The following is a 26,230-nucleotide window of genomic DNA, read 5'->3' on the forward strand; positions in this document are numbered from 1 at the left end:
AAACAAAAACGCTGCAAAGGTAAAAATTTTTCATTGAAAGCCTGTTAAGGTATTGTTAAGAAAAAAAGCAGTGAGTCGTAATTTTTACCCACTGCTTGCACCGAATCATCTATTCACAACTATCTTTTTAGTAATAGAACCTTGTGTATTTCTTAAATTTACATAATACACACCATTTGCCAAATCGCTCAAAACCACAATATGCGGTGAATTTTCTAATTTTTTCACCATTCTACCAGTAACATCTGTAATGCTCAAATCATAATTTTGCAAAGACGTACGAACAAATATTTCACTTTGAGCGGGCACAGGATAAAGCACTGTGTTTTCTACATCATAATTCGTAATAGCCGAAACTTGTGCAAAATTTACTCTATGCACCATTTGCGAACCAATGCCTAATCCACCGCCTACGCTTGTAATTGTAAATTCTACGCCTTTGTCAGTGATATTTTCGGCAGTGGGTTGCAGGAAAAAGGCTGTTTCTGTGGCTTCCGCAGGAATATTGATGCGGAAACTCGTATCAGGAGCAAAAGTAGGCGTTTGTGTAAAATCGTTCAAACTCGTGTTACCCACCAAACGAGCCTTCAAATTTACGTGCGTGAGCCTTCTGGTAGCAGGCTGAATTTTCATTTTAATAAAAGTATTCTGCCCCTTGATAGCCTCCGTAGTAATTCCTGCAAATTCTATGAGAGCAAAACCATTACCAGTTTCAGTGCCTTCCACATAAATTCCCAAAGGAGCTGATGCCTGTGGCGTAGTAATGGAAATACTGCCGTCTTTATCGCCATCAATGCCTGAATTCGGAGCAAAACGCACATAGACGGTTTTAGAGGTCATAGTGGGCAAGGTAAAATCTGTTCCTGCGGTAAAAACTATGCTATTGGCAAAGTTAGAACCATCTTTGGAAACTTGAAAATAAGTAGGAGCTTCCACGGTTACATCGCCCTGCAAATTACTTCCTGAAACTGAAAAATTTTGTGTTGGCGAGATACTACCAAAATTTATATTTCCGAAAGGCGAGAGAGTTCCTGAAACATTAAGCGTAGGAGGTGTAACAGGTGGAGCAGAAACCGAAGTAAAAGAGATGTCGTCTAATGTCCAACGAGCCGCCGCCGAAGCCGTTGAAGTATAAACAAAAGCTACATAACGATTACTGCCTGCATAAGCCGATAAATCTACATTTGCCGTTTCTGTCCATACATCAGAATTGATAGCAGGGAAAGTTGCCCCAGGTACATTGACCCACGTAGCTGAATTCGGATTGCCTGTTCCTGTGTAGTTGGAGGATATTTTGAGTTGAAGTGAGTTGCCATTAAATTTCGTTCTTGACCAATAAGACATTTTAGAAGTTACACTCAAGTTCAAGGGAGGAGAAATGAGCCAATCTTCATTCACTACGGGCGAACCTGAATAACCATTCATTTGCACACCGCTGGAGCTATTACGCCCGAAAGTCGTGCATTGCCAAACTTGAGCCCCCGTGACGCTAAATTGTGTCCAAGTGTTCAGGTTATTGCAAGGGTCAAAAGTTTCAGTAACATTAGAGGAAGCCGAAGCATCTCGGAGCGTTATATCGTGAGTAGAAGTTCCCAAACCTACACCATTGGTAGGTGATGAAAGCACCAAACGTATGGTTTCGTCAGGTTCAGTAGTACCATCACTTTGAATAGAGATTTGAACAGGCTTAATCGTTTCTGAACCCGTGAAAGTAAGTGAAGTAGTAAGCAAAGTAAAATCCGCAGGCGTAGAAGCAGTAGTACCCGTACCACTCACAGAAACATTTACACTGAAAGGATTATTAGCCGTCGTATTTACGACTACATTAACCGTATGAGTAATAGTGCCTGAATTAGGTTCTTGCACGGTAGAAGTAGGAGCAGAAAAACTTACTTGCGGCGTTGGAGGAGCAAATCCCCAAATGACTGCTACCCATTCGGGGTGGTCAATAAAGGGGTTTCTATTGCCTTGAATGGTATAAACTGCATTATTGCGGGCAATTTCTTTGGCACTCACAGGGTCTTGAATATGCCACTGATACAGCAAATTCAGATGCCAAGTATCAAAAACTTGTGTAGAAGTGCCATTGAGAACATTATCGGCGTTGCTATTGTTTTGCCAAGAAGCAATTACATTTTCGTAACGTGTTGCCATATAGAAATAGCTTCTTGCAAAATCGCCCTTGTATTCATCACGAGGTTCAAACACTATGCCTGTGTAACCGGGAAAAGAACAATTCCCTAATTTACTGCCATTGAGGCTTGTCCAGGTAGGGGCTGAAACCGTACCGAAAGGATAATTGCTTCTCTTGTTATTTACGTATCCATCAGTGGGATAAACGTGGAATAAATCCGATTGCATTGGCGATTGCGAATTGAACCAAGATTGCGGGAATGAGTGCTCTCGGTTGAAGCATTGTCCTTCGGCGTTGTAAGTGCCACACTTCTGCGACCAATTGAACTCGTAAGGAGGTGTTCCGTTGGGAATATCAGAATACATATCCCAAACCTTGCCGTTGGCTTTTTTATCAGTGGCGTTGCCATTGTAAGTTCCTTCGTAGCAGGCGTACAAAGAGCTATAAGGAATTACTGTGTGATTTTTGATGATGTTGTAAAGTTGTGTTTTCAGGGTATAACCTGTACCTGTGGCAGTGCTATAATAACCCGCAGGCGGCTGAGCGTATGTTGGCAAAGAACATACAATCAAGCAGAAAAGTAAAAGTTTTTTCATACAATTTTTTTGTTTTTATACAAAACCAAAAGCAAAAGTAAGTATAAAATTTTGAAAAATTTTTCTAAATTAAAGAAATTTAAATTTAAGTAGTTCATTTTCAAATTTTTGAATTTCTACTAAATTCAAAAAATAAACTTTTTTTAACTTGGGCTTAATGGAGTGGGCAAGAAAACAAGAAATTTGCTTATACTTGCAAAAGAGTTTATGCTTATGCGTCCTCACGAAAAAGTAAATTTGATTTTTGGCTCTACAATGGTAATTATTTACCTTTTTGGTGGAGTTTTTGTTATTATGTATGCCGAAAAGCTAATGGAAAAGCCTCGTACCGCTGAAATTCTGGGTTGGGTAATGATAGCTTACAGCTTTTTGCGTGCTTTGCGTGTGTATGAAGGCATCAAAAAATGGAAAAACGAACGCAAAGACCATACGAAAAGACACCTATAATTTCATTGTAATATTTTTTCTTTCCTCTAAACTCGCTAATTTTGTATCTTTCTAAATCTTTCAACCCAAAATGTTACGTATTGGTATTTTTTTTGGTGGGCAGTCGCGTGAGCGTGAAATAGCCTTCGCAGGTGGCAGAACCGTTTATGATAACCTCAATAAAGAGCTTTTTGAGCCTGTACCTATTTTTGTAGATAGTTTAGGTAATTTTATTTTGCTTGAATGGCAATACATTTACAAGGGTACTATTCGCGATTTTTACCCTCCTGCAAATTTTCAACCCAAAGAGTTTCAGATTTATATTGAATCTTTGCCCAAGCAAGATTTAAGTTACACCATTGGCAAAAAAATTGAACCTTCGGAGTTCAAGCAATATTTTGATGTAGCTTTTTTAGCTTTGCACGGCTTGCAAGGTGAAGACGGTGCTATTCAGGGGCTTTTGGAATGGTACGATATTCCTTACACAGGTTGCGGTATTTTACCTTCGGCAATTGGCACAAACAAAGCCGTACAAGCTGATTTGCTCGCTCAATATGGCTTCAAACGCCCTAAATATCTCACTTTAAGCAAAAAAGAGTATTTGCAAAATTTTTACAAAGGCGATATTTTAGAATGGCTTGTTGCCAAAATTGGCTTACCGATGGTTATCAAAGCCCCTAATCAAGGTTCATCTATTGGCATTTCTATTCTAAATGAAAAAGATAATCACGCTTTTCACGAACTTATTTGCAAAGCCTTTTTTATAGAGGAAATTTCAGGGCGAAAGTGGAAAAACTTTTCTCGTGAGCAAAAATGGGCTTTTATTACCCGCCTCACTGATATTCGTGAAGGCATTGGTTTCCCTTTGGAATTACGCCTGATTGCTCAAAATCTTGATGGTTCTCGGCAAGAGTTAAACAATTTCGGAATTTTCTATCACCCCGAAACGCTTTGGCAAAAACTTGATGAAATTCTTACAGAAAACCACTACAAAGCCCTGATGACTTCCACCAGTAGCGAGGAAAGTATTTTGATTGAACGTTTCATCATTGGAAAAGAATTTTCTTGTATTGTCATAGAAGATGAAAATGGCGAGCCTTTGGCTTTACCACCTACGGAAATCATCAAAAGAAGCGATATTTTTGACTACCGAGCCAAGTATTTGCCCGGTATCAGCAGAAAAGTTACCCCTATTGAGTTGCCCACTGAACAGATTGAAGCTATCCGAAAAGAGTGTTGCAGACTTTTCAAAACTATTCACGCAAGCGTATATGCACGCATTGATGGATTTATCAATGCCTTGGGCGAAATCTACCTCAACGACCCCAACACAACTTCGGGAATGTTGCCCTCCTCTTTCTTTTTTCACCAAGCCGCCGAAATTGGCTTGAACCCCTCGCAGTTCCTGACTTATATTATTCGTACTTCCTTAGCGGCAAGAGCTAAAACACCTAAAAATAACTATTTCGTAAAAAAACTTTTAGAACATTTAGACCAAGCCATTCAGAGGCAACAAACCCAAACCCTACCCAAAACACGCGTAGCCGTAATTATGGGGGGCTATTCATCAGAAAGGCATATTTCGGTAGAAAGTGGCAGAAATATTTACGAAAAATTAGCCTCTTCGGGGAAATATGAGCCTATTCCTGTATTTCTAACGGGCAATCCCGAAAAACACGAACTATATCTGCTTCCTATCAATATTATGCTTAAAGACAACGCCGATGATATTGCCAAACAAGTACGAGAAAACAAAGCCCAAAAACAAGAAATTCTACTACAAATCAGACAGGAGGGCAAGGCTATTACACAAAAATATGCCCAAAACCCTATCTTTGAACCTCAGAAAATTACTTATGCCGACTTGAAAAATTTGGCAGATGTGGCGTTTATTGCTCTGCACGGCAGACCGGGCGAAGATGGAGCATTACAGCAAGAGCTTGAAAAAATTGGCTTACCTTACAATGGTTCAGGAGTAAAAAGCTCACAAATTACTATCAACAAGTACGAAACCAACGAAATTTTAGCTAAAAATGGCATTTCAGTAGCTCGGCACGCTTTACTCTACAAGAAAGATTATTTTGCAAGCCCTGAAAAAGCTATTCAAACGATTGAAACTCAATTTTCGTATCCATTCATTTGCAAGCCTGCTGATGATGGTTGTAGTTCGGCAGTGAAAAAAATCCGCAACCGAGAGCAACTACAAGCCTATATTGAGCAAACTTTTCGTCATCAGGAAACTATTTTGCCTTTGCAAGCTGAAACTTTACAACTCAAAGCAGGTGAAGAGTTTCCGCCAAGAGATTATTTCCTGATTGAAGAGCTTATCACCAAAGGGGAAGCCGAACATTTTTTAGAAATTACAGGTGGAATGCTTACACATCGTTTGCCTGATGGTTCAAGGCGTTATGAAGTTTTTGAGCCTTCCGAAACACTTGCCACAGGTGATGTACTTACTTTGGAAGAAAAATTTTTAGCGGGTGAAGGACAAAATATCACGCCTGCTCGTTTTTCTAAAAATCCTGCCGAACAAGAACGCATTTCAGCAGAAGTCAGAAAAACTCTGCAAAAAACTGCTGAAATTCTAAACGTAGAAGGTTATTGTCGTATTGATGCCTTTGTACGTGTGTATGCCAATAGCAGAGTAGAAACCATTATTATTGAAGTTAATTCTTTGCCCGGTATGACACCCGCTACTTGTATCTTTCACCAAGCCGCCCTGAACAGCTATAAACCTTATGAGTTTATTGATAAAATTTTGGAGTATGGAAAAAATAGCTAATTTGTATAAATTTACATTAGATTTATTTCAAAATCACTCTTACAAAGGAATATCTCTGGAAAGCCGAAGATATATTGGCAACAAATTCAAACTTTCGGATTGGATATTTGAACATATCCAGAAACATACACAAAACTGCCAAAGTTTTTTTGATGTATTCGCAGGAACAGGTATTTTAAGCAAAAAAGCTACCCTAATTTATCCCAAAATTATCATCAATGACCTTTTACACTCTAATTTTGTTATTTACAAGGCATTTTTTGAAAAAGCCGATTGGGATTTTACTAAAATTGCAAGTATATTAAATTTCTATAACCAGCTTAACCCATTGCTACTTCCTGAAAATTATTTTTCAGAAAACTTTGGCAATAAATTTTTTGACTACCCAAATGCCAAAATTATTGGTTATATTCGTGAGGATTTAGAAAAACGCCGTAACGAGCTTAATACAAAAGAGTTTTACATACTATTGGCTACGCTCATTTACAATATAGATAAAATCGCCAACACCGTAGGGCATTTTGATGCATATATCAAAAAAAATATTCAACAACCACAGCTACAACTCAAACTCATAGAGCAATGCCCACACCCCAATGTGGAAATTTACAAAGAAAATGCTAATGATTTAGTGCATAAAGTTCAAGCGGATATTGCCTACATAGACCCCCCCTACAACTCTCGGCAATATAATCGCTTTTATCACGTATATGAAAATTTAGTTGAATGGAAAAAACCTAAACTTTTTGGAATAGCTCTCAAACCTAAACCAGAAAATAATAGCTTATACTGCACAACCAAAGCAAAAATGGTTTTTGCTGACCTAATACAAAACCTAAAAGCTCGCTATATTGTAGTATCGTACAACAATACCTACAAATCTAAAAGCAGTTCATCTGCAAATAAAATCAAATTAGAAGAGATTTACGAAATTTTAAGCCAAAAAGGAGAAACACAAGTTTTTGAAAAACCCTATAAATTTTTCAATGCAGGCAAAACAGAATTTAACGACCACCGAGAGTTTTTGTTTATTTCCCGAGTGGAAAAATGATAGTTTTGTACGTTCTCCTTTGTTTTATGTAGGGGATAAATACAAACTCTTGAAAGAAATAAAAAAATACTTTCCTTCGGAAATAAACAAATTCGTTGAGCCATTTGTAGGAGGCGGTTCAGTATTTTTGAATATAAAGGCTGAAAGTTATTATTTGAACGATATAGATAGCTATCTTATTCAAATTCATCAATTTCTTTGCAAGAAAGCCCATCACCCAGAGGTATTTTTCCAAGAAATTGAATTTTGGATAAAAAAATATGGGTTTTCTTGCTCTTTCAAGAAAGATATTGTCCCAAAAGAGCTAAAATTACAATATAAAAAAACGTATTATGCACATTTTAATAAAACCCCTTTTGAAAAGTTAAAAGCAGATTTCAACCAAAGCGAAAAAAGCGATATGCTTAAACTTTATCTACTCCTTATTTATGGCTTCAATAGAATGTTACGCTTTAATGCCAAAGGAGATTTTAATGTACCCGTAGGTAATGTAGATTTCAACAAAAACGTTTATCAGGCTTTGCAAAACTATTTTGAAGTAGTAAAAAACAAAAAAATAGAGTGGTTCAATCAGGATTACAGAAATTTTCTCAAAGAACTTTACCTGACTTCCCGAGATTTTATTTATTTAGACCCTCCATATCTTATTACATTCAGCGAATACAACAAACTATGGACACAAATCCAAGAAAAAGAACTTATCAAAACACTGAACGAACTTCATCAGAAAGGTTTGCGTTTTGCCGTTTCTAATGTAATCTCTTACAAGGGTAAAACAAATGAAGTTTTCAAAAAATGGGCAGAAAACTTTACTATCATTCCTATTAAAAGCAATTATATCAGCTACCACGACAATTCTCACAAAAAGTTTGAAGAAGTTTTAGTTTGTAATTACTTATGAAAAAACAACGTTCCAATTATAAACCCTTGCTCTTTACAACTACTATTCGTAACCCTGAACGGCTGAAAGATTTTCTCAAGATTTTAGCCGAATACGAACAAGAGGTTCTAACAGATGAAATCGTTGAAAAAATTTCTAAAAAACTAATTCAAAAAGGTTTATATCAACCTACACGAGTCAGCTCTGAAATAAAGAAAAAATGGAAAAATAACGAAGATTTAACATTAAGCGAAGTAGAAAAAGTCTTTGCCGATAACCCCCAAAAGCATAAAGAGGCAGGATTTAGCAAAGGTTGGGCTTCAAGATTTGATACTTGGTTCAAACTTGCCAAAGAATTAGGATTTGTATATTACGCTCTCAACGAAAAAATTATTTTTTCCCAAACTGGAAAAATGCTTTTAGATACCGAAAACCCAAGTAATGAAATTTTGGTCTTTGCAAATGCTTTTGCCAAATACCAAAGAAATAATCCTTTCCGAAAAGTATTAAATACCAATAAGCCTCTTATTTTGCTATTGCAGACTATCTTACTACTCAAAAACGATAAAGAACAAACCCAAGCAGGCATTACTCGCCAAGAAATTCCTCTACTACTTTGTTGGCAAAATGATAATGCTTCTGATTTATATCTGAAAATCAAAGAATTGAGGAATAATTATGGTTATACCCCAAGCAATGAAATAATTTTAGAAATTTGTGATAGGCTTCTTGATAGAATCAAAAGAGATGAAAAATCCATTTTGGTAGATTATACAGATGAATTTATACGTAAAATGCGTTTGACAGGGCTTATTAGCTTGCGTGGAGGGGGTAGATTCATAGATATCAATACCAAAGAAGAAAAAGCTATTGCTTATATTTTGAAAGAATATGCTCAAACAAAAAATTTTCATTCAGAGAAAGATTTTTTTGAGTATATTGGTACAATAGACCACACACTTCTTGAGCAATTTACTTCTTACAGGCAAAAAGAAGTTACTCAAAAAAAAGATTTAGAAAAATGGCTCAATTACTTTTCTTGGGAAACTATTAAAAATGAAATGCTTTTGCTCGCCTATGGCAAAAATTCTAAAAATGAAATTTTACGCTTCATTGAAGCTTCTTTACGTTTGGAGTTCCTAACGACCCTATCTGTAATAAAGAAAATACCTCATCTAAACATTAAGCCCAATTATATCAGTGATGACGAAGGATTACCCACCTGCTTTGCCCCTGCAAACTTACCTGATATAGAATGTTATGAAAATGATAGAATTTTTCTTTTGGAAGTAACTCTCTTGAAGGGTGTAACACAACACATTCGCGAAAGTTACTCGGTACAGAGACATCTGGAAAGTTTTTTAGAGAAAAACTCAAAAACTTATAGTATTCTGATTTCTCCCAAAGCTCATATTGATACTTGTCGCCATTCAGCTTATATCAGGTCTCAATATGGTTATGAGGTGAGAGTTCTGGATATAGATTTATTCTTGGAACAGCTTGAAAATTTGAACACATTATACAAAGTGGCTTTTGATAAAACAAGTTGTGAAAACACCTAATCTATGCAAGGCATTGTTATTCGCTCCACAGGGGCTTGGTACGAAGTAAGAACAAACGATAAAAATATTATTTCTTGCCGTTTGCGTGGCAAATTCAAATTGCAAGATTTGAAGGTTACCAACCCTATTGCCGTAGGTGATAAAGTAGAATGGGAATGGGAAAAAGACCAAAAAACAGGCGTAATTACAGACATATTGCCTCGCGAAAATTACATCATTCGTAAGTCGGTACACAAAACTGCCCACGCACACCTCATTGCTACCAATATTGACCAAGCCATCATTATTGCTACCCTTGTAGCCCCTCGTACATCTTTTGGCTTTATTGATAGATTTTTAGTTTCTGCCGAAACTTTCAGGATTCCTGCGGTAGTGGTTTTCAACAAAAGCGACCTTTTAGACCAAGAGGCTCTACGCTATCAGGCAGAAATTATGCAAATCTATACCGATATTGGATATACCTGCCTACAAACCTCTGTGCTTACCCAAGAAGGTATCCTTGACTTTGAAAAAATTTTGCAGGGCAAGGTTTCCTTACTTTCAGGGCATTCGGGGGTAGGCAAATCCAGTCTTATCAATGCTATCAATCCTTCGCTAAATCTTAAAACAGGTGAAATTTCAGATTTTTCTCAAAAAGGAAAGCACACCACTACTTTTGCCGAAATGTTTGAGCTTAGCGAAAATACTTTTATCATTGATACGCCCGGTATCAAAGAATTGGGGCTTGTAGAAATTGAGACAGACGAACTTTCACACTATTTCCCCGAAATGAGAAAGTATTTGGGTGAGTGTAAATTTGGCTCTCGCTGTTTGCATACACACGAACCCCACTGCAAGGTAATTGAAGCCGTTGAAAGTGGGGAAATTGCACTTTTCCGCTATGAAAGCTATTTGAGTATGCTTGCCAACGAAGATAATAGAAGGTGAAAATTTAGAAATTCTTGAGTTTTTCGTAAAGTAAATGAACAGGCAAGCCCATCACATTGAAATAAGAACCTTCTATGCGTTCTATGGCTATCATTCCAAGCCACTCCTGGGCACCATAGCTACCTGCTTTATCAAAAGGCTTGTAATGTTCTACATAATAATCTATTTCCGCATTGCTCAAAGAGCGAAAATATACTTGGGTAATATCTGCGAAAAGCTCCTTTTTTTGCCTACTAAGCAAACAGACCCCCGTAATTACTTTGTGCATTTTTCCCGATAGCATTTCAAGCATAGTTCTTGCCTCTTGTAGGGAGTTGGGTTTATTCAAAATCTTGCCCTCTATGCTTACAATGGTATCGGCGGCTATGATAAGCTGATTTTTTTGCAGTTCGGCTTCAAAGGATTCTGCTTTTTTCTGTGCTAAATACAAAGGTACTTGGTTAGCAGGCATCTCATCGGAAAAATCTTCTGAAACTTCTTTAGTTTTTACTTCAAACTCAATATCCAACCCTGCTAACAACTGCCTACGGCGTGGCGAAGCCGAAGCTAAAATAATTTCAATACCTGCAAATTTTTGAGAAAGCATATAAAAGGTTTTGGCATAAATGTAAGAAAAACTTTGATAGCTTTTCAAAGATAAAGCTGTTATTTTTTCGGCACTGCTTTAATCCCAATTATGCCAAAGCCAATGAAAATTGTGGCGATTTAGACTATGTTCTGCTACCGAGTAGGCTACTTGAGTATATTTTACCCCTCTCCACTAAACTTCTAATCCCGATACATACGAATAAGCATATTTTTATTGGCATCAATATAGCCACGATACATTCCTTCGGTATTGAAAGGCATCGCGATATTTCCGTTTTTATCCAAAGCAATAATACCACCTGTACCACCTAAATTTCCCATAAAATTGATAGCTTCTTGGGCGGCTTGGGCAAGCGAAAGACCTTTCATTTGCATAAGGGCATTGGTACGAAAAGCTACCGCCGAGCGAATGAAATACTCGCCGTGTCCTGTGGCAGAAACAGCACAACCGTTGTTATCTGCGTATGTGCCTGCTCCAATGATAGGCGAATCGCCTACTCTGCCATAACGTTTGTTCATCATACCACCCGTAGAAGTACCTGCGGCAAGATTGCCGTATTTGTCCAGAGCTACACAACCTACGGTGCCGTATTTCCTATCAGGGTTAGAAATATCAAGGTCAGATTTTGTGTCTTTTTTCTCTTTTTCTTTGATTTTTTTAAGTTGCTCAGAGCGTTCGGTTGTGATGAAGTATGAAGGTTTGACCATTTCTAATCCCTGTTGTTTGGCAAAAAGCTCTGCACCAGCTCCCACAAGCATTACGTGTTCAGATTTACTCATTATAGTACGAGCTAATGTGATGGGGCTTTTTACTTTATTTACACCTGCTACGGCTCCTGCCTCTAATGTTTTTCCGTTCATTATAGAAGCATCTAATTCAGGCATACCTTGATTATTCAGCACACAGCCCCTACCTGCATTAAATAACGGAGATTCTTCAAGTACCTGAATAGCAACTTCTACGGCATCTAAGCTGGTGCCGCCTTTTTCCAAAACCGCATAGCCTTTTTCCAATGCTTCTTTAAGTTTGGCTTCGTATTCACGTTCTTTTTCGGGGGTCATATCAGTTTTACGGATTACCCCTGCCCCACCGTGAATAACAATTACAGGCTTTATTGCTTGGGCAAAAATATTTTGTATTCCTGCCCATAACGAAATCAAAAGAAAAAACTTTTTCATAAGCATTGCGTTTTGGTGAAAAGCAAAAAAAGCAAAAATGCTTCACTTGTGCAAGTAAATCAGAACAAAAGGTAAAAGGAAAAAGAATATCAGCACAAAAGCAAAAGCAAGCAAGCGGTAGTTCATCATCAATTTTCCCAAATAACGGCTTAGAAATATAAAACGCATTTTCAGGTACGGAATAGGTAAAATCATTAGTACCGAAAGCACATTAAACAAAAAGTGGGCAAAGGCAATGCTAATAGCGGTTTCTGTTTTTCCCAAAGAGGCAGTAAGAGCCGTGAGTGTTGTTCCTAAATTTGCACCCAAAATAAAAGGCAAAGCCTGCCGAGTAGAAAGTTTGTTTGAACCAATAAGCGTAACCAAGAAACAAGTAACGACTGTGCTGGAATGAATAATCGCAGTGATAAGCGTTCCCCAACCAAAGGCTCTCCACGAAGTAACCCAAAAAACATTTTGAATTTTTTGTAAAAGGTCGCTTACAAGCCAGTTTTTGAAAAGCAAGATAAATAAGCGAATACAGGCAAAAACACCTATCACGCTCACGAGCAAAAAAATCCAGCCATACTCTGCCAATGGCAAATGATTGAGTATAGGTTGGGTAACATACTTGCTGAACTGCCAGCCTTCAAAGGAAATAATTTTCCCTTCTCCCGAAACCCAAGAAGCAAAAAACAAAGAAAGTTTTGTAAGAAAGCCAAAGCCATATTCTAATGGGAAAATAATGAATGTCGGTAAAATATTAGCAAGCACGTGTAAAAGGCTCCCCGAAATGGCTTTACGAAATTCCTTGCGTTTCCCTACGTGTCCAAAAGCCACCAACATAGCCGTAATGGTAGTACCTATATTAGCTCCCATTACAAGCGGAATAGCATTAGAAATGCTCACGGTGCCTGCCGCTACCAAAGCCACTGACAAAGAAGTTATTAGGGTACTGCTTTGCACCAAAGCAGTTGCCAGAATACCCACAAAAAGCCCAATAAAAGGATTATAAATTTCGTTTAAAGATTTGCGTAAATACTCAATGCCTATGATATGTCTGAGGCTTTCAATAGCCATATCCAAAGCAAAAAGAAAAAATAAAGTGAGTAATAAAAGCAATGCAACACGATACACATTTTGCCCCAAACGCATTTGTGAATTGTGAAAAATCGTGCTTACTTGGGTTAAAACTTTCATTTTTTGATTAGTAGAAACTTATCAAAATGATATTTTTTTGCAAAAATAATACAATTTTCCTGCGAAAGGTAGCTTGTAAAATTTTCTAATCAAAATTTAACTTTCGCTTAATGTAAGCCGTTGGCAAACCATTCTCCAATCTTTATCATATCTACAAGTATCATAGTAGGTTCGCCATTGGGGCTATAATTAGGATTGGAGGAGGCAAAGAGTTGAGCCAAAAGTGTTTGTATTTCAGCAGAATCCAACTTTGTCCCGTAACGTAGAGCAGAGCGTTGAGCCATCAGGCGGGCAATTTTTTCTTGCGAGGGAAGCAGACTAATATCCGCCGAATGTTTGATTTGCTCAATAAAAGACTCTACAATTTCTTTTTCTTGCTCACGAGGCAGGTTTGGGGGAGTACCATACAAAGTCATACTATCATAGTTCAGTTCAAAATTGAAGCCTAAATAGCGTATTTGCTCCGCAATATCTTGCACCAGAGCCAAATCGGTAGGGTTCAGAGAAATTTGGATAGGAAAAAGCAACTGCTGTGAAACTCGTCCTGAACCTTCACTTTGCAAAAGGCTTAAAAACTTATCATATAAAATACGTTGATGTGCTAAATGTTGGTCTATAATCAGCAGACCTGCCTTTATTTGCGTAACAATATATCTTTGATGCAACTGAAAAGTTTTAGTTTCAGGATTTTCATATTCTTTGGCAAGTGTAGCAGTTTCCGAAACATTTTCCTGTGGGAAAATCTCGTTTTTTTCTTGCTCAAAGGTCTGAATAGCTTGGCTTTTCAGCCCTGCAAAAATAGTTTCCCAATTTCGTAAATTACTTTTCTCGCGATAGGTAGTTTTGCCCAAGTTGCTAAAATTCTCTTTGGGTGAAAATTGTGTTGAGCTATCCGTAAAGAGTTTTTTTTCATTACTAAAAACAGAATCAAAGATAAAGGGCTTTTCCTCAAAATCTAAATTGTTTTGCACCGAGCCTAATGCCTTCCGTACCGTAGCTTGTAAAATAGCATAAATGGCTTTTTCGTCATCAAACTTGATTTCGGTTTTTGTAGGATGAACATTTATATCAATATGTTGTGGTTCAATTTCTAAAAAAATCACATAGAAAGGAATATGCTCTTTGGGCAAAAGGTCTTGATAGCAGGTAAGCACAGCGTGATGCAAATAAGCGTGCTTGATGAAGCGATTATTTACAAAGAAAAACTGCTCACCACGCGTTTTTTTAGCCAGTTCGGGCTTGCCAATATAACCTTTGACTTTGAGCAGAGGAGTCTCTTCCTGACAAGGTATAAGCCCTTCACGATAGTTTTTGCCAAAAATACCAATAATTCTTTGAGCTAATTTACCCTTGGAGAGATTGTAAATTTCTTCTTCATTATGATACATTCGGAAAGCAACCTCGGGAAAGGCAAGAGCGACACGTTGAAACTCATCTATGATATGTTTGGTCTCTACGGGATTTGACTTCAAGAAATTTCGGCGAGCAGGTACATTAAAAAAAAGATTTTTTACTGCAATAGAAGTTCCTTTGGGGCAGTTAATTTTACTTTGAGTTTTTAGCTCACTTCCCTCAATAATAATTTGCGTTCCTAAATCATCAATTTCTCGGCGGGTACGCATTTCTACCTGTGCCACAGCCGCAATAGAAGCCAAAGCCTCTCCCCGAAAACCCATTGTCATTATGCTAAACAAATCTTCTTGCGTCTTGATTTTGGAGGTAGCGTGGCGTTCAAAGCTCATACGAGCATCAGTTTCCGACATTCCAATGCCATCATCAATTACTTGAATGAGCGTTTTGCCTGCATCTTTGATAATCAGTTGAATTTGGGTAGCTTGTGCGTCAATGGAGTTTTCTAAAAGCTCTTTTACTACCGAAGCAGGTCGCTGAACTACCTCCCCTGCGGCAATCTGATTAGCAAGCGAGTCAGGCAAAAGACGAATTACATCTTGCATAGCTATTGAATTTCAAGACAAACTTACAGAATTTATACCAAAAATATCAAACAATTTATCTTGTTTCTAAACTTGTTTTTTAAGACCTTTGCTTTCGTGAAACAGATTGCTACCATACTATTAAGCATTTGGATAGGTTTTACAGCCTTTTTCCCAAAAAATGATACGCATTATTTGGGAGATGTGGGTTCTTTGTTTCATCATTTTGCAGAACATCAAAAGCAAGAAAATATGAGCTTTTGGCAATTCTTATGGCTTCATTATACCCATACTGAACACCAAAAACAAGACCAAAAACATAAGAATTTGCCTTTTCATCATTTACACGCCGAGTGTATGCATTTAGCAGTTTTACCTTCTATTTGTCTTGAAATTAAGCCCTACACTCCTCCTGCACCTCTCAAAGAAAAATACTTTGATTACCCTACTTTTTATCATTTTCAACTCATAGACGAAAATTTCCAACCCCCGAAAACTCTCCTTAATACACACGTCTAATTTAGGCAACTCATCTATATGCTTTTTAGGTTATCTAAAAAGTGTTCTCATCATCACTTACTAAATCTTGATTTTTAGCCAAAAAACAAATCTATGTTAGATGCTATTATCGGATTTTCTATCCGCAATAAAATTATTGTAGGGGTGTTTGTAGTGGCACTGGTGATTTGGGGAGGATTTTCAGCAACACAAATTCCTATTGATGCCGTTCCTGATATTACCAATAACCAAGTGCAAGTAATTACCTCTGCTCCGCAGTTTTCGGCACAAGAAGTGGAGCAGTTTATTACAGCACCTCTGGAAATTTCTTTTGCCAATCTGCAAAATGTAGAGGAAATTCGCTCTATTTCTCGCTTCGGACTTTCGGTAATTACAATTGTTTTTACTGATGAAACTGACATTTATTTGGCTCGGCAACTGGTCGCTGAAAAAATCAAACTTGCCGAAAAAGATATTCCTCCTACAATGGGGCAACCTTATTTAGCACCTATTTCTACGGGTTTGGGGGAAATTTATCAATACGTTATTCGTCCCCTGAAAGGCTATGAAAAACACTACAACGCCCAAGATTTACGCACCATTCAGGATTGGATTGTAAAAAGGCGTTTGGCAGGTATTGAGGGAGTAGTAGAGGTAAATAGCTTTGGGGGTAAAGTAAAACAATACGAAGTAGCCCTTGAAACCGAAAAGCTCCGAGCCTATGACCTTACCATTAGCGAAATATTTGAGGCATTGCACCGAAATAACGAAAATACAGGGGGTAGTTACATTGAGCGTCAAGGAAAAGCATATTTTATTCGGGCAGAAGGCTTTGTCAAAACCCTTCAAGATATTGAGCAAACACCCATTAAAACTATGCCGAATGGAATGCCTGTGCTGGTGCGAGATGTAGCCAAAGTACGTTTGGGCAGTGCTACTCGCTATGGAGCAATGACACAAGACGGCAAGGGCGAAGTTGTAGGCGGCATTGTGATGATGCTCAAAGGTGCAAATTCGGCACAGGTAATTGAAAAAGTCAAAGAACGCATACAACAGGTGCAAAAAACCCTACCCGAAGGGCTTATTATTGAGCCTTTTTTAGATAGAACACTACTTGTGAATAAAGCCATTCTCACGGTTTCTGAAAATTTAGCCTTGGGAGGACTGATAGTAGTTTTTGTCTTGATTTTATTTTTGGGAAACTTGCGAGCAGGGCTGATAGTAGCAAGTGTTATTCCGCTTTCTTTGCTCTTTACACTCGCGATGATGAACATTTTCGGAGTTTCTGCCAACTTGATGAGCCTTGGGGCAATTGATTTCGGTTTGATTGTAGATGGGGCTGTTATTATTGTAGAAGCGATTTTGCATTTCCTTCATACACATTTGCTCACAGGATACAAGAATTTTCAGCTTTCCCAAAGAGAAATGGACGAGCAAGTTTTTACCGCCGCAAAACGTATCAGGCAGTCGGCGGCTTTTGGGGAAATCATTATCCTGATGGTGTATTTGCCGATTTGGTCGCTTTCGGGCATTGAAGGCAAAATGTTTAAGCCTATGGCACAGGCAGTAAGTTTTGCTATTTTGGGAGCTTTCATCTTATCACTAACCTATGTGCCGATGATGTCGGCTTTGGGGTTGAGCAAAAAAATCCATTTCCGACCTACTTTTTCTGATAGGTTAATGGCTCGCATTGCTCAAATCTACAAGCCTATCATTTTGTGGGCTTTGCGGCGAAAAATACAGGTTTTGGGGGCAACATTAGGACTTTTCGCAGTAGCATTATTTGTCTTTGGGCGTTTGGGGGGCGAATTTATCCCACAACTTGATGAAGGTGATTTTGCTATTGAAGTAAGGCTCAAAACGGGGGTTTCGCTTTCAGAAACTATCCGAATTTCTACGGAAATGGAAAAGGTACTTTTGCAGTTTCCCGAAGTAAAAACCTGCGTTTCTAAGATTGGCTCTTCGGAAATACCCACCGACCCTATGCCTATTGAAGCCAACGACTTAATGGTAATTCTGAAAGATAAATCGGAATGGAAGATTGCCAGTAGCAAAGAAGAACTTGCCGAAAAAATGGAAAAAGCTCTACAAGAGCATTTTGTAGGCGTAAATTTTGAATTTCAACAACCTATTCAGATGCGTTTCAACGAGCTAATGACAGGCGTAAAATCGGATATTGCTATCAAAATTTATGGTGAGAATTTGGAAATTCTTACGCAAAAAGCTGAACAAACTGCTCAAAAAATCGGAAAAATCAGAGGAGTAGCAGATATAAAAATAGAGCAAGTTTTGGGTTTGCCTCAAATGCTTGTCAGATACAATCGCACCAAAATTGCTCAATACGGCTTGGATATTCAAACGCTTAATCAGGCAGTTCGAACGGCTTTTGCAGGCGAGGCATCGGGCATCGTGTTTGAAGGCGAAAAACGCTTTGATTTAGTAGTACGTCTGGACACCACCCAACGCAACAGCCTTGAAAATCTCAAAAACCTTTACATACGCTCTGCTAATGGTGTTCAGGTGCGTTTGGAAGAAGTCGCTTGGATTGATTATGAGCCTGCTCCTGTGCAAGTTTCTCGTGAAAATACCAAAAGACGTATTGTTATTGGTGTAAATGTACGTGGGCGTGATGTAGAAAGCGTAGTGAAAGAGATGCAAAGTATTTTTGAAAAAAAGCAAGTACGTTTGCCTGTGGGGTATTACGTAGAATTTGGCGGGCAATTTGAAAACCTTGAAAAAGGCAAACAACGCCTGATGATAGCTGTTCCGATTGCCTTAGGGCTGATTTTTATGCTTTTATACTTTACTTTTCATTCTTTGAAACAAGCGGTACTTATTTTTACGGCTATACCGCTATCGGCAATTGGGGGCGTATTTGCTCTGTGGCTTCGCGATATGCCTTTTAGTATTTCGGCGGGAGTGGGTTTTATTGCCCTATTTGGTGTAGCGGTACTAAATGGCATTGTGCTGATTGGTTACTTTAATCAATTAGCCAAAGAAGGAGTAAAAAACCTACACCGCAGGATTTTACAAGGCGTATTTGTTCGGTTGCGTCCTGTAATGATGACGGCTTCGGTGGCAAGTTTGGGCTTTTTACCAATGGCTCTTTCTACTTCGGCGGGGGCAGAAGTACAAAAACCCCTTGCCACAGTAGTAATTGGCGGATTGATTTCGGCTACTTTCCTAACCCTTATTGTTTTGCCTGTGTTGTATTACTTTTTTGAACAAAAAACTATGAAATTTTCTCAAAAAGTTCCGCTTATTCCGATTTTGATACTTTTAGGAATTTCAGCAAAAGCTCAAAATCCTATTTCCTTGAACGAGGCTTTGCAAATAGCAAAAAATCAGAATTTGCTCTTGCAAAGCAAAAAAACAGAAGTATTATACCAAGCCAATCTCCAAAAAACGGCGTTTCAATTACCTAAAATGGCTCTGGAAGGGCAATACGGGCAAATCAACATTTTAGAAAAAAACGATTTTTCTGTGCAAATTTCACAAGGTTTTGCTTCACCTCGTCTGTATAAAACGCAAAGAGAATTTTGGCAGAGCCGAATAGATTTTGCTCAAAAAGATTATGCTTTGCAAGAAAAAATAATTGCAAACGAAATCAAAGCTATTTTCTACCAACATTTATTTGTACATAAAAAAATAGCCGTTTGGCAGGAAAAAGAAAAAATATACGAAAAACTTCTGAAAGTAGCAACAAGTCGCTGGCAAACAGGCGAAAGCAATATTTTGGAAAAAGTCAGTGCTGAAACCTTTTTGCGTGAGGCTATACAAAATAAAGCTCTATTAGAGCAAGAAAAGGAAATTTTAGAAAATCAGTTAGCTTTGCGTTTGGGAAAAATAGAAAAGATTTCAATAGATACGCAGTTAGTTTTCAAACTACCCTTACCCGATACAAGTAGTTTCAGCAAAGAAAATGCTTTTGTAGCTCTTTGGCGAGAGCAAAAAAATATCGCTACCCAAGAACGTAAAATTTCAGAAGCACAGCGTTTGCCCGATTTTAGAGTGGGATATTACTTGATGTCGGTGGAGGGCAAACCAATTGCACAAGTATTTCAGGCGGGTGTGGCAGTACCTATTTTTTCAAGGGCTTATCAAAAAAGCATTGAAGCCGCCAAAACCAAAGAATATTTGGCTCAAACACAATACGATTATCAGAAACAACTGCAAGATAATCAGCGAAACGTACTACTGAAAAGAATAGAGCAAAGTTTATTAAATTTGAATTTTTATGAGCAAACTGCTCTCAAACAAGCTCAAAATATCTTGGAAAAAGCAGAAAAGATGTTTCGGGTAGGTGAGATTGATTACCCAACCTTTGTGCAAACCACAGAACAGGCTTGGAAAATTCAATTTGGCTACTGGGATGCTCTGGATAGCTACAATCAAACCATTTTACAATTAGAAATCTTAAAATAGTCTTTCATCACATTAAATTGTTACTTTTATGAATCAAGCACATTTTCATCTGATAGTCAATCATTTACCAATTATTGCTCCTGTAATAGGTCTGTTGGTATTATTGGGCGGATTGGTAATAAAGTCGGAAATTGCGAAAAGAACAGCCTTTTTGATTTTTATTTTTGGAGCAATTTGTACGCTTCCTGCCTTTCTTTCGGGCGAGGGAGCCGAAGATGTATTAGAAAAAATGTCAGATGTAAGCCACCAACTTATTCACGAACACGAAGAAAAAGCCGAAATTTTTGCTTGGGCTTCTTATTTGCTTGGTATTTTGGCATCTATCAGTTTATGGGCAAGTTGGAAACAAAAAGCTTTTGCTAAACTGATGAGTTATGCAGTGCTTGCTTTTAGCTTTTTGGTTATGTTTTTAGCCTCACAAGCGGGAACATCAGGGGGAGAAATCAGACACCCTGAAATTAGGAAAGAAAATTCTCCCCTAAAAAAAGCAGACAATCCCAAAAATACAGATGACGATTAAATCCCCAAAAAAATGAGAACGACTATTTTTATTGCCATTCTTTGGCTAATCAGTGCCTGCCAATCTAAAGAAATTCATTCGGAAACGCAAAACAAAGAAAATACGACATCTTTAATAGAACTCAATCCCAAGCAAATACAAACGATGGGCATCAGTTTGGGCAAACTTGAAAAGCGAAAAGTCAATGAGTTTGTTTTAGCAAACGGAATGATAGATGTTCCCCCCGAAAGCAGGGCGATTATTACTGCTAAAATGGAAGGTTTTGTAAAAAAATGCGATTTGCTTGTTGGTGATTTTGTGCAAAAAGGACAGGTACTAACAATTTTAGAGAACCTTCGCCTCATCACTCTGCAAGAAGAGTATCTGAATGTGAAAAATCAGTTGATTTTTTTAGAGCAAGAATTTGAGCGGCAAAGCCGTTTAGAGGAAGCCGAAGCAGGTACAAAGAAAATTTTGCAAAAAACAACCGCCGATTTGCAAAGTGCTAAAATTCGTCTGGCAAGCCTTGAAAAGCAGTTGGAATTTGTAGGTATCAATCCTGCTACTTTGCAGGCAAGAAACATCAGTGCTACTTTTGTTGTAACTGCCCCTATTAGTGGCTATGTAAAAAGTGTGAGTATTGCCAAAGGACAAAACGTTCTTGCCGAAACGGTGCTTTTTGAAATTGTCAGCAAAGAGCATTTGCATATAGAATTGCAGGTTTTTGAAAAAGACATTACCAAAATTCATAAAGGACAAAAAGTGTATTTCCAAAGTCCGAATTTGGGCAATGAAACTTTTGAAGGTAAAGTTTTTCTTATAGGACAAAACTTTGATACGCAAAGCAAAACTGCCAATATACACGTACATTTTGAGGAGAAAGATAAGCCCTTTTTACCCGGTATGTACGTAAATGCTCGGATTGCAGTAGGCGAAAGCGAATTTTGGGCTGTTCCCGAAGGAGCTATTGTACAAGAGGGTGAGGAAAATTTTATATTCTATACCACTAACCAAAAACATTTTTATCAAACGCCTATCAGAATAAAAAACCGAGAGGCAAGTTGGATTGCTATTGAGCTACTAAAAGAAATTCCTGAAAATGCCCTTATAGTAGAAAAAGGAGCTATCTATTTGCAAGGTGCTATGCAAAACGAGGAGGAATAATAACTATGAAAGTGAAAAAAGCTACCCTTGTTGGGGTGGCTTTCTTCTGAAAGTTCTGCATTCTTGGCTAATAGACACTCTAAATGCGTTTGTAAAAATGGGTGAATATTCCCAAAAACTAACCCCTTGTTTATCAACTATCTAAAAATCATACTCTAACTCGTAATACTGACAGAATTTGCATTTTACATTTTTCTGCTTATTTTTGAAAAAAATCATTGTTTGTGTTGAAAAAGAGCTTATTTGTTTTTTTTCTTTTGATGTTTGGTGCTACAATTTTTGCACAAAAAAACTTGTATCCACGCACCGAAATGCGTGCAGTGTGGGTAACTACTGTGGCAAATATAGATTTCCCTTCTCGCAAAGGACTTTCGGCAGAAGAACAGAAAAAAGAATTTATCAATATTCTTGAAAAATGCAAACAACTAAATTTCAATGCGATTATAGTACAGGTACGCCCTGCCGCTGATGCCTTGTACGAAAGTAGTTTTGAGCTTTGGTCAGAGGTACTGCAAGGCAAACAAGGCATTGCCCCCGACTACGACCCTTTGGCTTTTATGATTGAGGAAAGCCGAAAAAGACTTCTTGAATTTCACGCTTGGGTAAATCCGTTCAGAGCCATTGCTAATATAAATTTCAGCCATATTCACCCCGAACATATCACACGTAAGCGTCCTGAATGGTTCTTTCGTTATGGAGATAGGGTCTATTTCAATCCGGGTATTCCCGAAGTAAGAGAGTATTTGCTGCAAGTAATTTTAGAGATAGTCAGAAAATATGATATTGATGGCTTGCATTTTGACGATTATTTCTACCCCTACCCTATTGCAGGGGAAAAAATCAATGACGATAATACTTTTGATAAATTTGGTAAAGATTTCAGAAATATTGAAGATTGGCGAAGAAATAACATAGATTTGTTCGTGCAGGCTGTTTCGGATAGCATCAGAGCTATCAAACCTAAAATGAAATTTGGTATAAGCCCCGCAGGAGGTTGGCGAAACAAAAACAAAGATAGCAGAGGCTCGGCTACTAATTTGGGACAGCCCGCTTACGACAATGTCTTTGCCGATACCCGTAAGTGGTTAGAGCAGGGCTGGGTAGATTATCTTTCCCCTCAAACCTATTGGACAATCGCTTCGCCACAAGCCTCTTTCAAGGTACTTGCCGAGTGGTGGAACGAAAATAATTTTGGAAGACATATTTACAGCGGACACGCCCTTTTCAAAATCGCCAACTCCGAAGAAAAAGATAACTGGAATGATAGCCAAGAAATTTTAAGACAAATTCGCTTGAGTCGTTCCTTGAAAAATGTCAGAGGTAGTATGTTTTTTTCGCTTAAACACTTGCTTCGCAATCCGCTTAAAATTTGTGATAGCTTGCAAAATTCTGTATTTCGTTTTCCTGCTCTTGTGCCAGCTATGCCTTGGAAAGATTCCATTCCGCCACTGCCCCCTGATAGTCTGAAAGCTAATGTATTTCACAACAACGTTTTGCTGTATTGGCAAAGCCCCCAAGCCGCTCCTGATAACGAAAAGCCTGACTATTATGTCGTTTTTCGTTTCCAAAACGAAATGGAAATAAATTTTGAAGATGCTTCTAAAATCGTGGCTATTCTTCGGGAAAACTATTTCTTGGATAAAAATTTAGAGCAAAATAGACGCTACATTTATGCAATAAAATCTTTTGATAGGTTACACAACGAAAGTAAGCAATATGCCAAAGTAACAATAGCCACCGTCAAGAAACTGACGATGGCTTCGCCTATTAAAGATGGTGAAATTCGGGAAGATTAGTCTTCAAGAGCTTGCTCCAATGGCAAAACGTGGCTATGCTTAAAGGTAGAAAGCACAATCATTGATTGCATATGATTGATTTCTTCTATTTCGCTTACTACTTCTAACATTAGTTTTTGATAAGCGGGAATATCTTTGGCAGTAATTTTAAGCAAAAAGTCAGATGCCCCCGTCATATGATGACATTCTACCACGTTGGGAATTTTTTCAATTTTTTTCACAAAAGACTGAATAACAGATTTTTTGTGACTCACTAATGAAACTTGTACAAATGTAGTTACGCCCAAACCAATCTGATTGGCATCTACTACGGCGTGATAACTCTTGATAACGCCTAATTTTTCTAATTTTTTTACTCTTTCCAAAGTTGGAGCAGGCGAAAGTCCTATTTCTTTGGCGAGTTGAGCGTTGGTAATTTTGGCGTCAGCTTGCAGTTTTTCTAAAATGAGCTGGTCAAGTTCATCAAGTTTTAAGCTTTTCTTTTCTTGCATAAGATTGAAGAATTTTGAAATTTAATACTTTTTTGCCCGCAAAGTAAAGCCTTTTTCAGTGGAAAAAGAAATTTTTTCAAAAAAAATTAAAATAAAATTTTGTCAATCTCGCTTTATGTCAATTTGTCAGGCTTATTGTATTGGCATATTCATTGATATAATCCTTGCAAGTTATGTTTATTCACTTAAAAACTTTGCAACAATGGGAAAAATTATTGGTATAGACTTAGGAACTACAAACTCTTGTGTAGCCGTAATGGAGGGTAACGAGGTAGTGGTTATCCCCAATAGCGAAGGTCGTAGAACTACCCCTTCTATTGTAGCTTTTTTGGATAATGGCGAAAGAAAGGTAGGGGATTCTGCCAAAAGACAAGCGGTAACCAATCCCAAAAAGACCGTAATGTCTATTAAGCGTTTTATGGGTAAAAAATTTTCGGAGGTAGGCAATGAACTCAAACACATTTCTTATACCATAGAGCAGGGACCTAACGACACTCCTCGTGTACGTATAGGCGACCGCCTCTATACACCGCAAGAAATTTCGGCAATGATACTTCAAAAAATGAAAGCCACTGCCGAAGATTATTTGGGAACTACCGTAACCGAAGCCGTAATTACTGTACCTGCCTATTTCAATGATGCCGAACGCCAAGCTACCAAAGAAGCGGGTATCATTGCAGGGCTTGACGTAAAACGTATCATCAACGAACCTACCGCCGCCGCTTTGGCATACGGCTTGGATAAAAAAGGTAAAGAAGCCACTATTGCTGTGTTTGACCTTGGCGGGGGTACTTTTGATATTTCTATTCTAGAACTTGGAGACGGGGTGTTTGAGGTAAAATCTACGAACGGTGATGTTCATTTAGGAGGCGATGATTTTGACCAAAAAATCATTGATTGGCTCGCCGAAGAATTTATGAAAGACCACCCTGCCATAGATTTACGCAAAGACCCTATTGCTTTGCAACGTCTCAAAGAAGCCGCCGAAAAAGCTAAAATTGAACTATCTTCATCACAAAGCACTGACATCAATTTGCCATATATTATGCCTATTGATGGCGTACCTCAACATTTGGTTCGTACCCTTACAAGAGCCAAATTTGAACAACTTGTAGATGACCTTATTCGCCGTACCCTTGAACCTTGCCGTAAGGCTATCCAAGATGCAGGTATCAGCGTAAATGATATTGATGAAGTGATTTTAGTGGGCGGTTCTACTCGTATCCCTAAAATTCAGGAGGAAGTAGAGAAGTTTTTTGGCAAAAAACCTTCCAAAAACGTAAATCCTGATGAGGCAGTAGCTATTGGTGCCGCTATTCAAGGGGCTGTTCTCAACAAAGAAATTACTGATGTATTGCTTCTGGACGTAACGCCACTTTCTTTGGGTATTGAAACCTTGGGAGGCGTATTTACCAAACTTATTGAAGCTAATACCACTATCCCCGTGAAAAAATCGGAGGTGTTCTCTACTGCCGAAGATAACCAGTCTTCTGTAATGATACACGTTTTGCAAGGAGAAAGACCTCTTGCCAAAGATAACCGCACTATCGGACGTTTCCACCTTGATGGCATTATGCCTGCTCCTCGTGGTGTGCCTAAAATAGAAGTGATTTTTGACATTGATGCAAATGGAATCCTGAATGTTACTGCCAAAGACCAAGCCACAGGAAAAGAACAAAAAATCCGCATAGAGGCTTCCTCAGGGCTTTCCAAAGATGAAATTGAAAGAATGAAAGCTGAAGCCAAAGCCAATGAAGCCGCCGATAAGGCTGAAAAAGAGCGTATTGAAAAAATCAACGCCGCCGATTCTATGATTTTCCAAACAGAAAAACAGCTCAAAGAATACGGCGACAAAATTTCAGCCAATAGTAAATCTGCCATTGAAAACGCCCTATCGGCTTTACGTCAGGCTCACGCCAATAAAGATGTAAATGCCATTGATGCGGCTCTTGCCCAGCTCAATGCCGCTTGGCAACAAGCCTCTACGGAAATGTATCAAGGCAATCCGAATGCTTCCCAAACGAATGGCTCTGCTAATACAGGCAAAGATTCTGATGTTACAGATGCCGAGTTTGAAGAGGTAAAATAACCTTAAAACCCTAAATCTACACAACCGACA

At 38.2% G+C, this 26,230-nt stretch carries 18 protein-coding genes; 12 read left to right on the plus strand and 6 right to left on the minus strand.

The window, feature by feature from the left end; translation table 11 throughout:
• Positions 1–105 precede the first annotated feature (105 nt).
• Positions 106–2,730 carry an endonuclease gene (locus Rain11_RS08125; RefSeq protein ID WP_101358857.1) on the minus strand — a complete coding sequence of 875 codons (2,625 nt, stop codon included), beginning with the start codon at positions 2,728–2,730 and terminating at the stop codon, positions 106–108.
• 183 nt (positions 2,731–2,913) lie between these two features.
• Here Rain11_RS08125 and Rain11_RS08130 point away from each other — a divergent pair, with 183 nt between their 5' ends.
• The 6 genes from Rain11_RS08130 (at position 2,914) to rsgA (ending at position 10,358) form a co-directional block, all read left to right on the plus strand.
• Positions 2,914–3,177 (plus strand): hypothetical protein, encoded by a 264-nt coding sequence (locus tag Rain11_RS08130; protein ID WP_133121544.1) that lies wholly within the window; start codon positions 2,914–2,916, stop codon positions 3,175–3,177.
• Positions 3,178–3,247: 70 nt separating this feature from the next.
• Positions 3,248–5,938 carry a D-alanine--D-alanine ligase family protein gene (locus Rain11_RS08135; protein ID WP_101358859.1) on the plus strand — a complete coding sequence of 897 codons (2,691 nt, stop codon included), beginning with the start codon at positions 3,248–3,250 and terminating at the stop codon, positions 5,936–5,938.
• Complete coding sequence (locus Rain11_RS08140) at positions 5,922–6,989, plus strand: DNA adenine methylase (RefSeq protein WP_207764434.1); 1,068 nt, start codon at positions 5,922–5,924, stop codon at positions 6,987–6,989. Before Rain11_RS08135 ends, Rain11_RS08140 begins: the two co-directional genes overlap by 17 nt.
• Positions 6,925–7,890 carry a DNA adenine methylase gene (locus Rain11_RS08145; RefSeq protein WP_101358860.1) on the plus strand — a complete coding sequence of 322 codons (966 nt, stop codon included), beginning with the start codon at positions 6,925–6,927 and terminating at the stop codon, positions 7,888–7,890. Before Rain11_RS08140 ends, Rain11_RS08145 begins: the two co-directional genes overlap by 65 nt.
• Complete coding sequence (locus tag Rain11_RS08150) at positions 7,887–9,431, plus strand: AlwI family type II restriction endonuclease (protein WP_101358861.1); 1,545 nt, start codon at positions 7,887–7,889, stop codon at positions 9,429–9,431. The genes Rain11_RS08145 and Rain11_RS08150 overlap by 4 nt, the downstream gene beginning before the upstream one ends.
• Positions 9,432–9,434: 3 nt before the next feature.
• Positions 9,435–10,358 (plus strand): ribosome small subunit-dependent GTPase A, encoded by a 924-nt coding sequence (gene rsgA, locus Rain11_RS08155; RefSeq protein ID WP_101358862.1) that lies wholly within the window; start codon positions 9,435–9,437, stop codon positions 10,356–10,358.
• A gap of 4 nt (positions 10,359–10,362) precedes the next feature.
• On the opposite strand, the gene Rain11_RS08160 is transcribed toward rsgA, so the two are convergent.
• From Rain11_RS08160 to mutL, 4 genes are all read right to left on the minus strand, one after another.
• Positions 10,363–10,944, minus strand: coding sequence for a Maf family nucleotide pyrophosphatase (locus tag Rain11_RS08160; RefSeq protein ID WP_101358887.1), 582 nt, complete (start codon positions 10,942–10,944; stop codon positions 10,363–10,365).
• Between the two features lie 182 nt (positions 10,945–11,126).
• Positions 11,127–12,125, minus strand: coding sequence for an isoaspartyl peptidase/L-asparaginase family protein (locus Rain11_RS08165; RefSeq protein ID WP_101358863.1), 999 nt, complete (start codon positions 12,123–12,125; stop codon positions 11,127–11,129).
• A gap of 42 nt (positions 12,126–12,167) precedes the next feature.
• Positions 12,168–13,304: a Na/Pi symporter gene (locus tag Rain11_RS08170; protein ID WP_101358864.1), complete on the minus strand. Its 1,137-nt coding sequence runs from the start codon at positions 13,302–13,304 to the stop codon at positions 12,168–12,170.
• A 107-nt stretch (positions 13,305–13,411) separates the two neighbouring features.
• Positions 13,412–15,259, minus strand: a complete 1,848-nt coding sequence (gene mutL / locus Rain11_RS08175; RefSeq protein ID WP_101358865.1) for a DNA mismatch repair endonuclease MutL — start codon at positions 15,257–15,259, stop codon at positions 13,412–13,414.
• A gap of 96 nt (positions 15,260–15,355) precedes the next feature.
• Between mutL and Rain11_RS08180 the strand changes: the two genes are divergently transcribed.
• From Rain11_RS08180 to Rain11_RS08200, 5 genes are all read left to right on the plus strand, one after another.
• Complete coding sequence (locus tag Rain11_RS08180; RefSeq protein WP_133121545.1) at positions 15,356–15,757, plus strand: hypothetical protein; 402 nt, start codon at positions 15,356–15,358, stop codon at positions 15,755–15,757.
• 93 nt (positions 15,758–15,850) lie between these two features.
• Positions 15,851–20,161 carry a CusA/CzcA family heavy metal efflux RND transporter gene (locus tag Rain11_RS08185; RefSeq protein WP_101358867.1) on the plus strand — a complete coding sequence of 1,437 codons (4,311 nt, stop codon included), beginning with the start codon at positions 15,851–15,853 and terminating at the stop codon, positions 20,159–20,161.
• A 28-nt stretch (positions 20,162–20,189) separates the two neighbouring features.
• A complete protein-coding gene (locus Rain11_RS08190; protein ID WP_101358868.1) occupies positions 20,190–20,681 on the plus strand; it encodes a hypothetical protein in 492 nt (163 codons plus the stop codon).
• Positions 20,682–20,693: 12 nt separating this feature from the next.
• The gene (locus Rain11_RS08195; protein ID WP_101358869.1) at positions 20,694–21,824 is read left to right on the plus strand and encodes an efflux RND transporter periplasmic adaptor subunit; all 1,131 of its coding nucleotides are present in this window, start codon (positions 20,694–20,696) and stop codon (positions 21,822–21,824) included.
• Between the two features lie 224 nt (positions 21,825–22,048).
• Entirely contained in the window at positions 22,049–23,620 is a 1,572-nt protein-coding gene (locus Rain11_RS08200; RefSeq protein ID WP_101358870.1) for a glycoside hydrolase family 10 protein, read from the plus strand.
• On the opposite strand, the gene Rain11_RS08205 is transcribed toward Rain11_RS08200, so the two are convergent.
• Positions 23,617–24,111 (minus strand): Lrp/AsnC family transcriptional regulator, encoded by a 495-nt coding sequence (locus Rain11_RS08205; RefSeq protein ID WP_101358871.1) that lies wholly within the window; start codon positions 24,109–24,111, stop codon positions 23,617–23,619. The genes Rain11_RS08200 and Rain11_RS08205 overlap by 4 nt on opposite strands.
• A gap of 202 nt (positions 24,112–24,313) precedes the next feature.
• On the opposite strand from Rain11_RS08205, the gene dnaK reads away from it, so the two are divergent.
• Complete coding sequence (gene dnaK / locus Rain11_RS08210) at positions 24,314–26,200, plus strand: molecular chaperone DnaK (RefSeq protein ID WP_101358888.1); 1,887 nt, start codon at positions 24,314–24,316, stop codon at positions 26,198–26,200.
• The last annotated feature ends 30 nt before the right edge of the window (positions 26,201–26,230 follow it).

The organism is Raineya orbicola (assembly GCF_002843425.1).
Lineage (GTDB): Bacteria > Bacteroidota > Bacteroidia > Cytophagales > Thermonemataceae > Raineya > Raineya orbicola.

Coding starts and splice junctions, on each gene's coding strand:
- Rain11_RS08125 (WP_101358857.1), bottom strand. CDS start 2,730: ATGAAAAAACTTTTACTTTTCTGCTTGATTGTATGTTCTTTGCCAACA.
- Rain11_RS08135 (WP_101358859.1), top strand. CDS start 3,248: ATGTTACGTATTGGTATTTTTTTTGGTGGGCAGTCGCGTGAGCGTGAA.
- Rain11_RS08140 (WP_207764434.1), top strand. CDS start 5,922: ATGGAAAAAATAGCTAATTTGTATAAATTTACATTAGATTTATTTCAA.
- Rain11_RS08145 (WP_101358860.1), top strand. CDS start 6,925: ATGCAGGCAAAACAGAATTTAACGACCACCGAGAGTTTTTGTTTATTT.
- Rain11_RS08150 (WP_101358861.1), top strand. CDS start 7,887: ATGAAAAAACAACGTTCCAATTATAAACCCTTGCTCTTTACAACTACT.
- rsgA (WP_101358862.1), top strand. CDS start 9,435: ATGCAAGGCATTGTTATTCGCTCCACAGGGGCTTGGTACGAAGTAAGA.
- Rain11_RS08160 (WP_101358887.1), bottom strand. CDS start 10,944: ATGCTTTCTCAAAAATTTGCAGGTATTGAAATTATTTTAGCTTCGGCT.
- Rain11_RS08165 (WP_101358863.1), bottom strand. CDS start 12,125: ATGAAAAAGTTTTTTCTTTTGATTTCGTTATGGGCAGGAATACAAAAT.
- Rain11_RS08170 (WP_101358864.1), bottom strand. CDS start 13,304: ATGAAAGTTTTAACCCAAGTAAGCACGATTTTTCACAATTCACAAATG.
- mutL (WP_101358865.1), bottom strand. CDS start 15,259: ATGCAAGATGTAATTCGTCTTTTGCCTGACTCGCTTGCTAATCAGATT.
- Rain11_RS08185 (WP_101358867.1), top strand. CDS start 15,851: ATGTTAGATGCTATTATCGGATTTTCTATCCGCAATAAAATTATTGTA.
- Rain11_RS08190 (WP_101358868.1), top strand. CDS start 20,190: ATGAATCAAGCACATTTTCATCTGATAGTCAATCATTTACCAATTATT.
- Rain11_RS08195 (WP_101358869.1), top strand. CDS start 20,694: ATGAGAACGACTATTTTTATTGCCATTCTTTGGCTAATCAGTGCCTGC.
- Rain11_RS08205 (WP_101358871.1), bottom strand. CDS start 24,111: ATGCAAGAAAAGAAAAGCTTAAAACTTGATGAACTTGACCAGCTCATT.
- dnaK (WP_101358888.1), top strand. CDS start 24,314: ATGGGAAAAATTATTGGTATAGACTTAGGAACTACAAACTCTTGTGTA.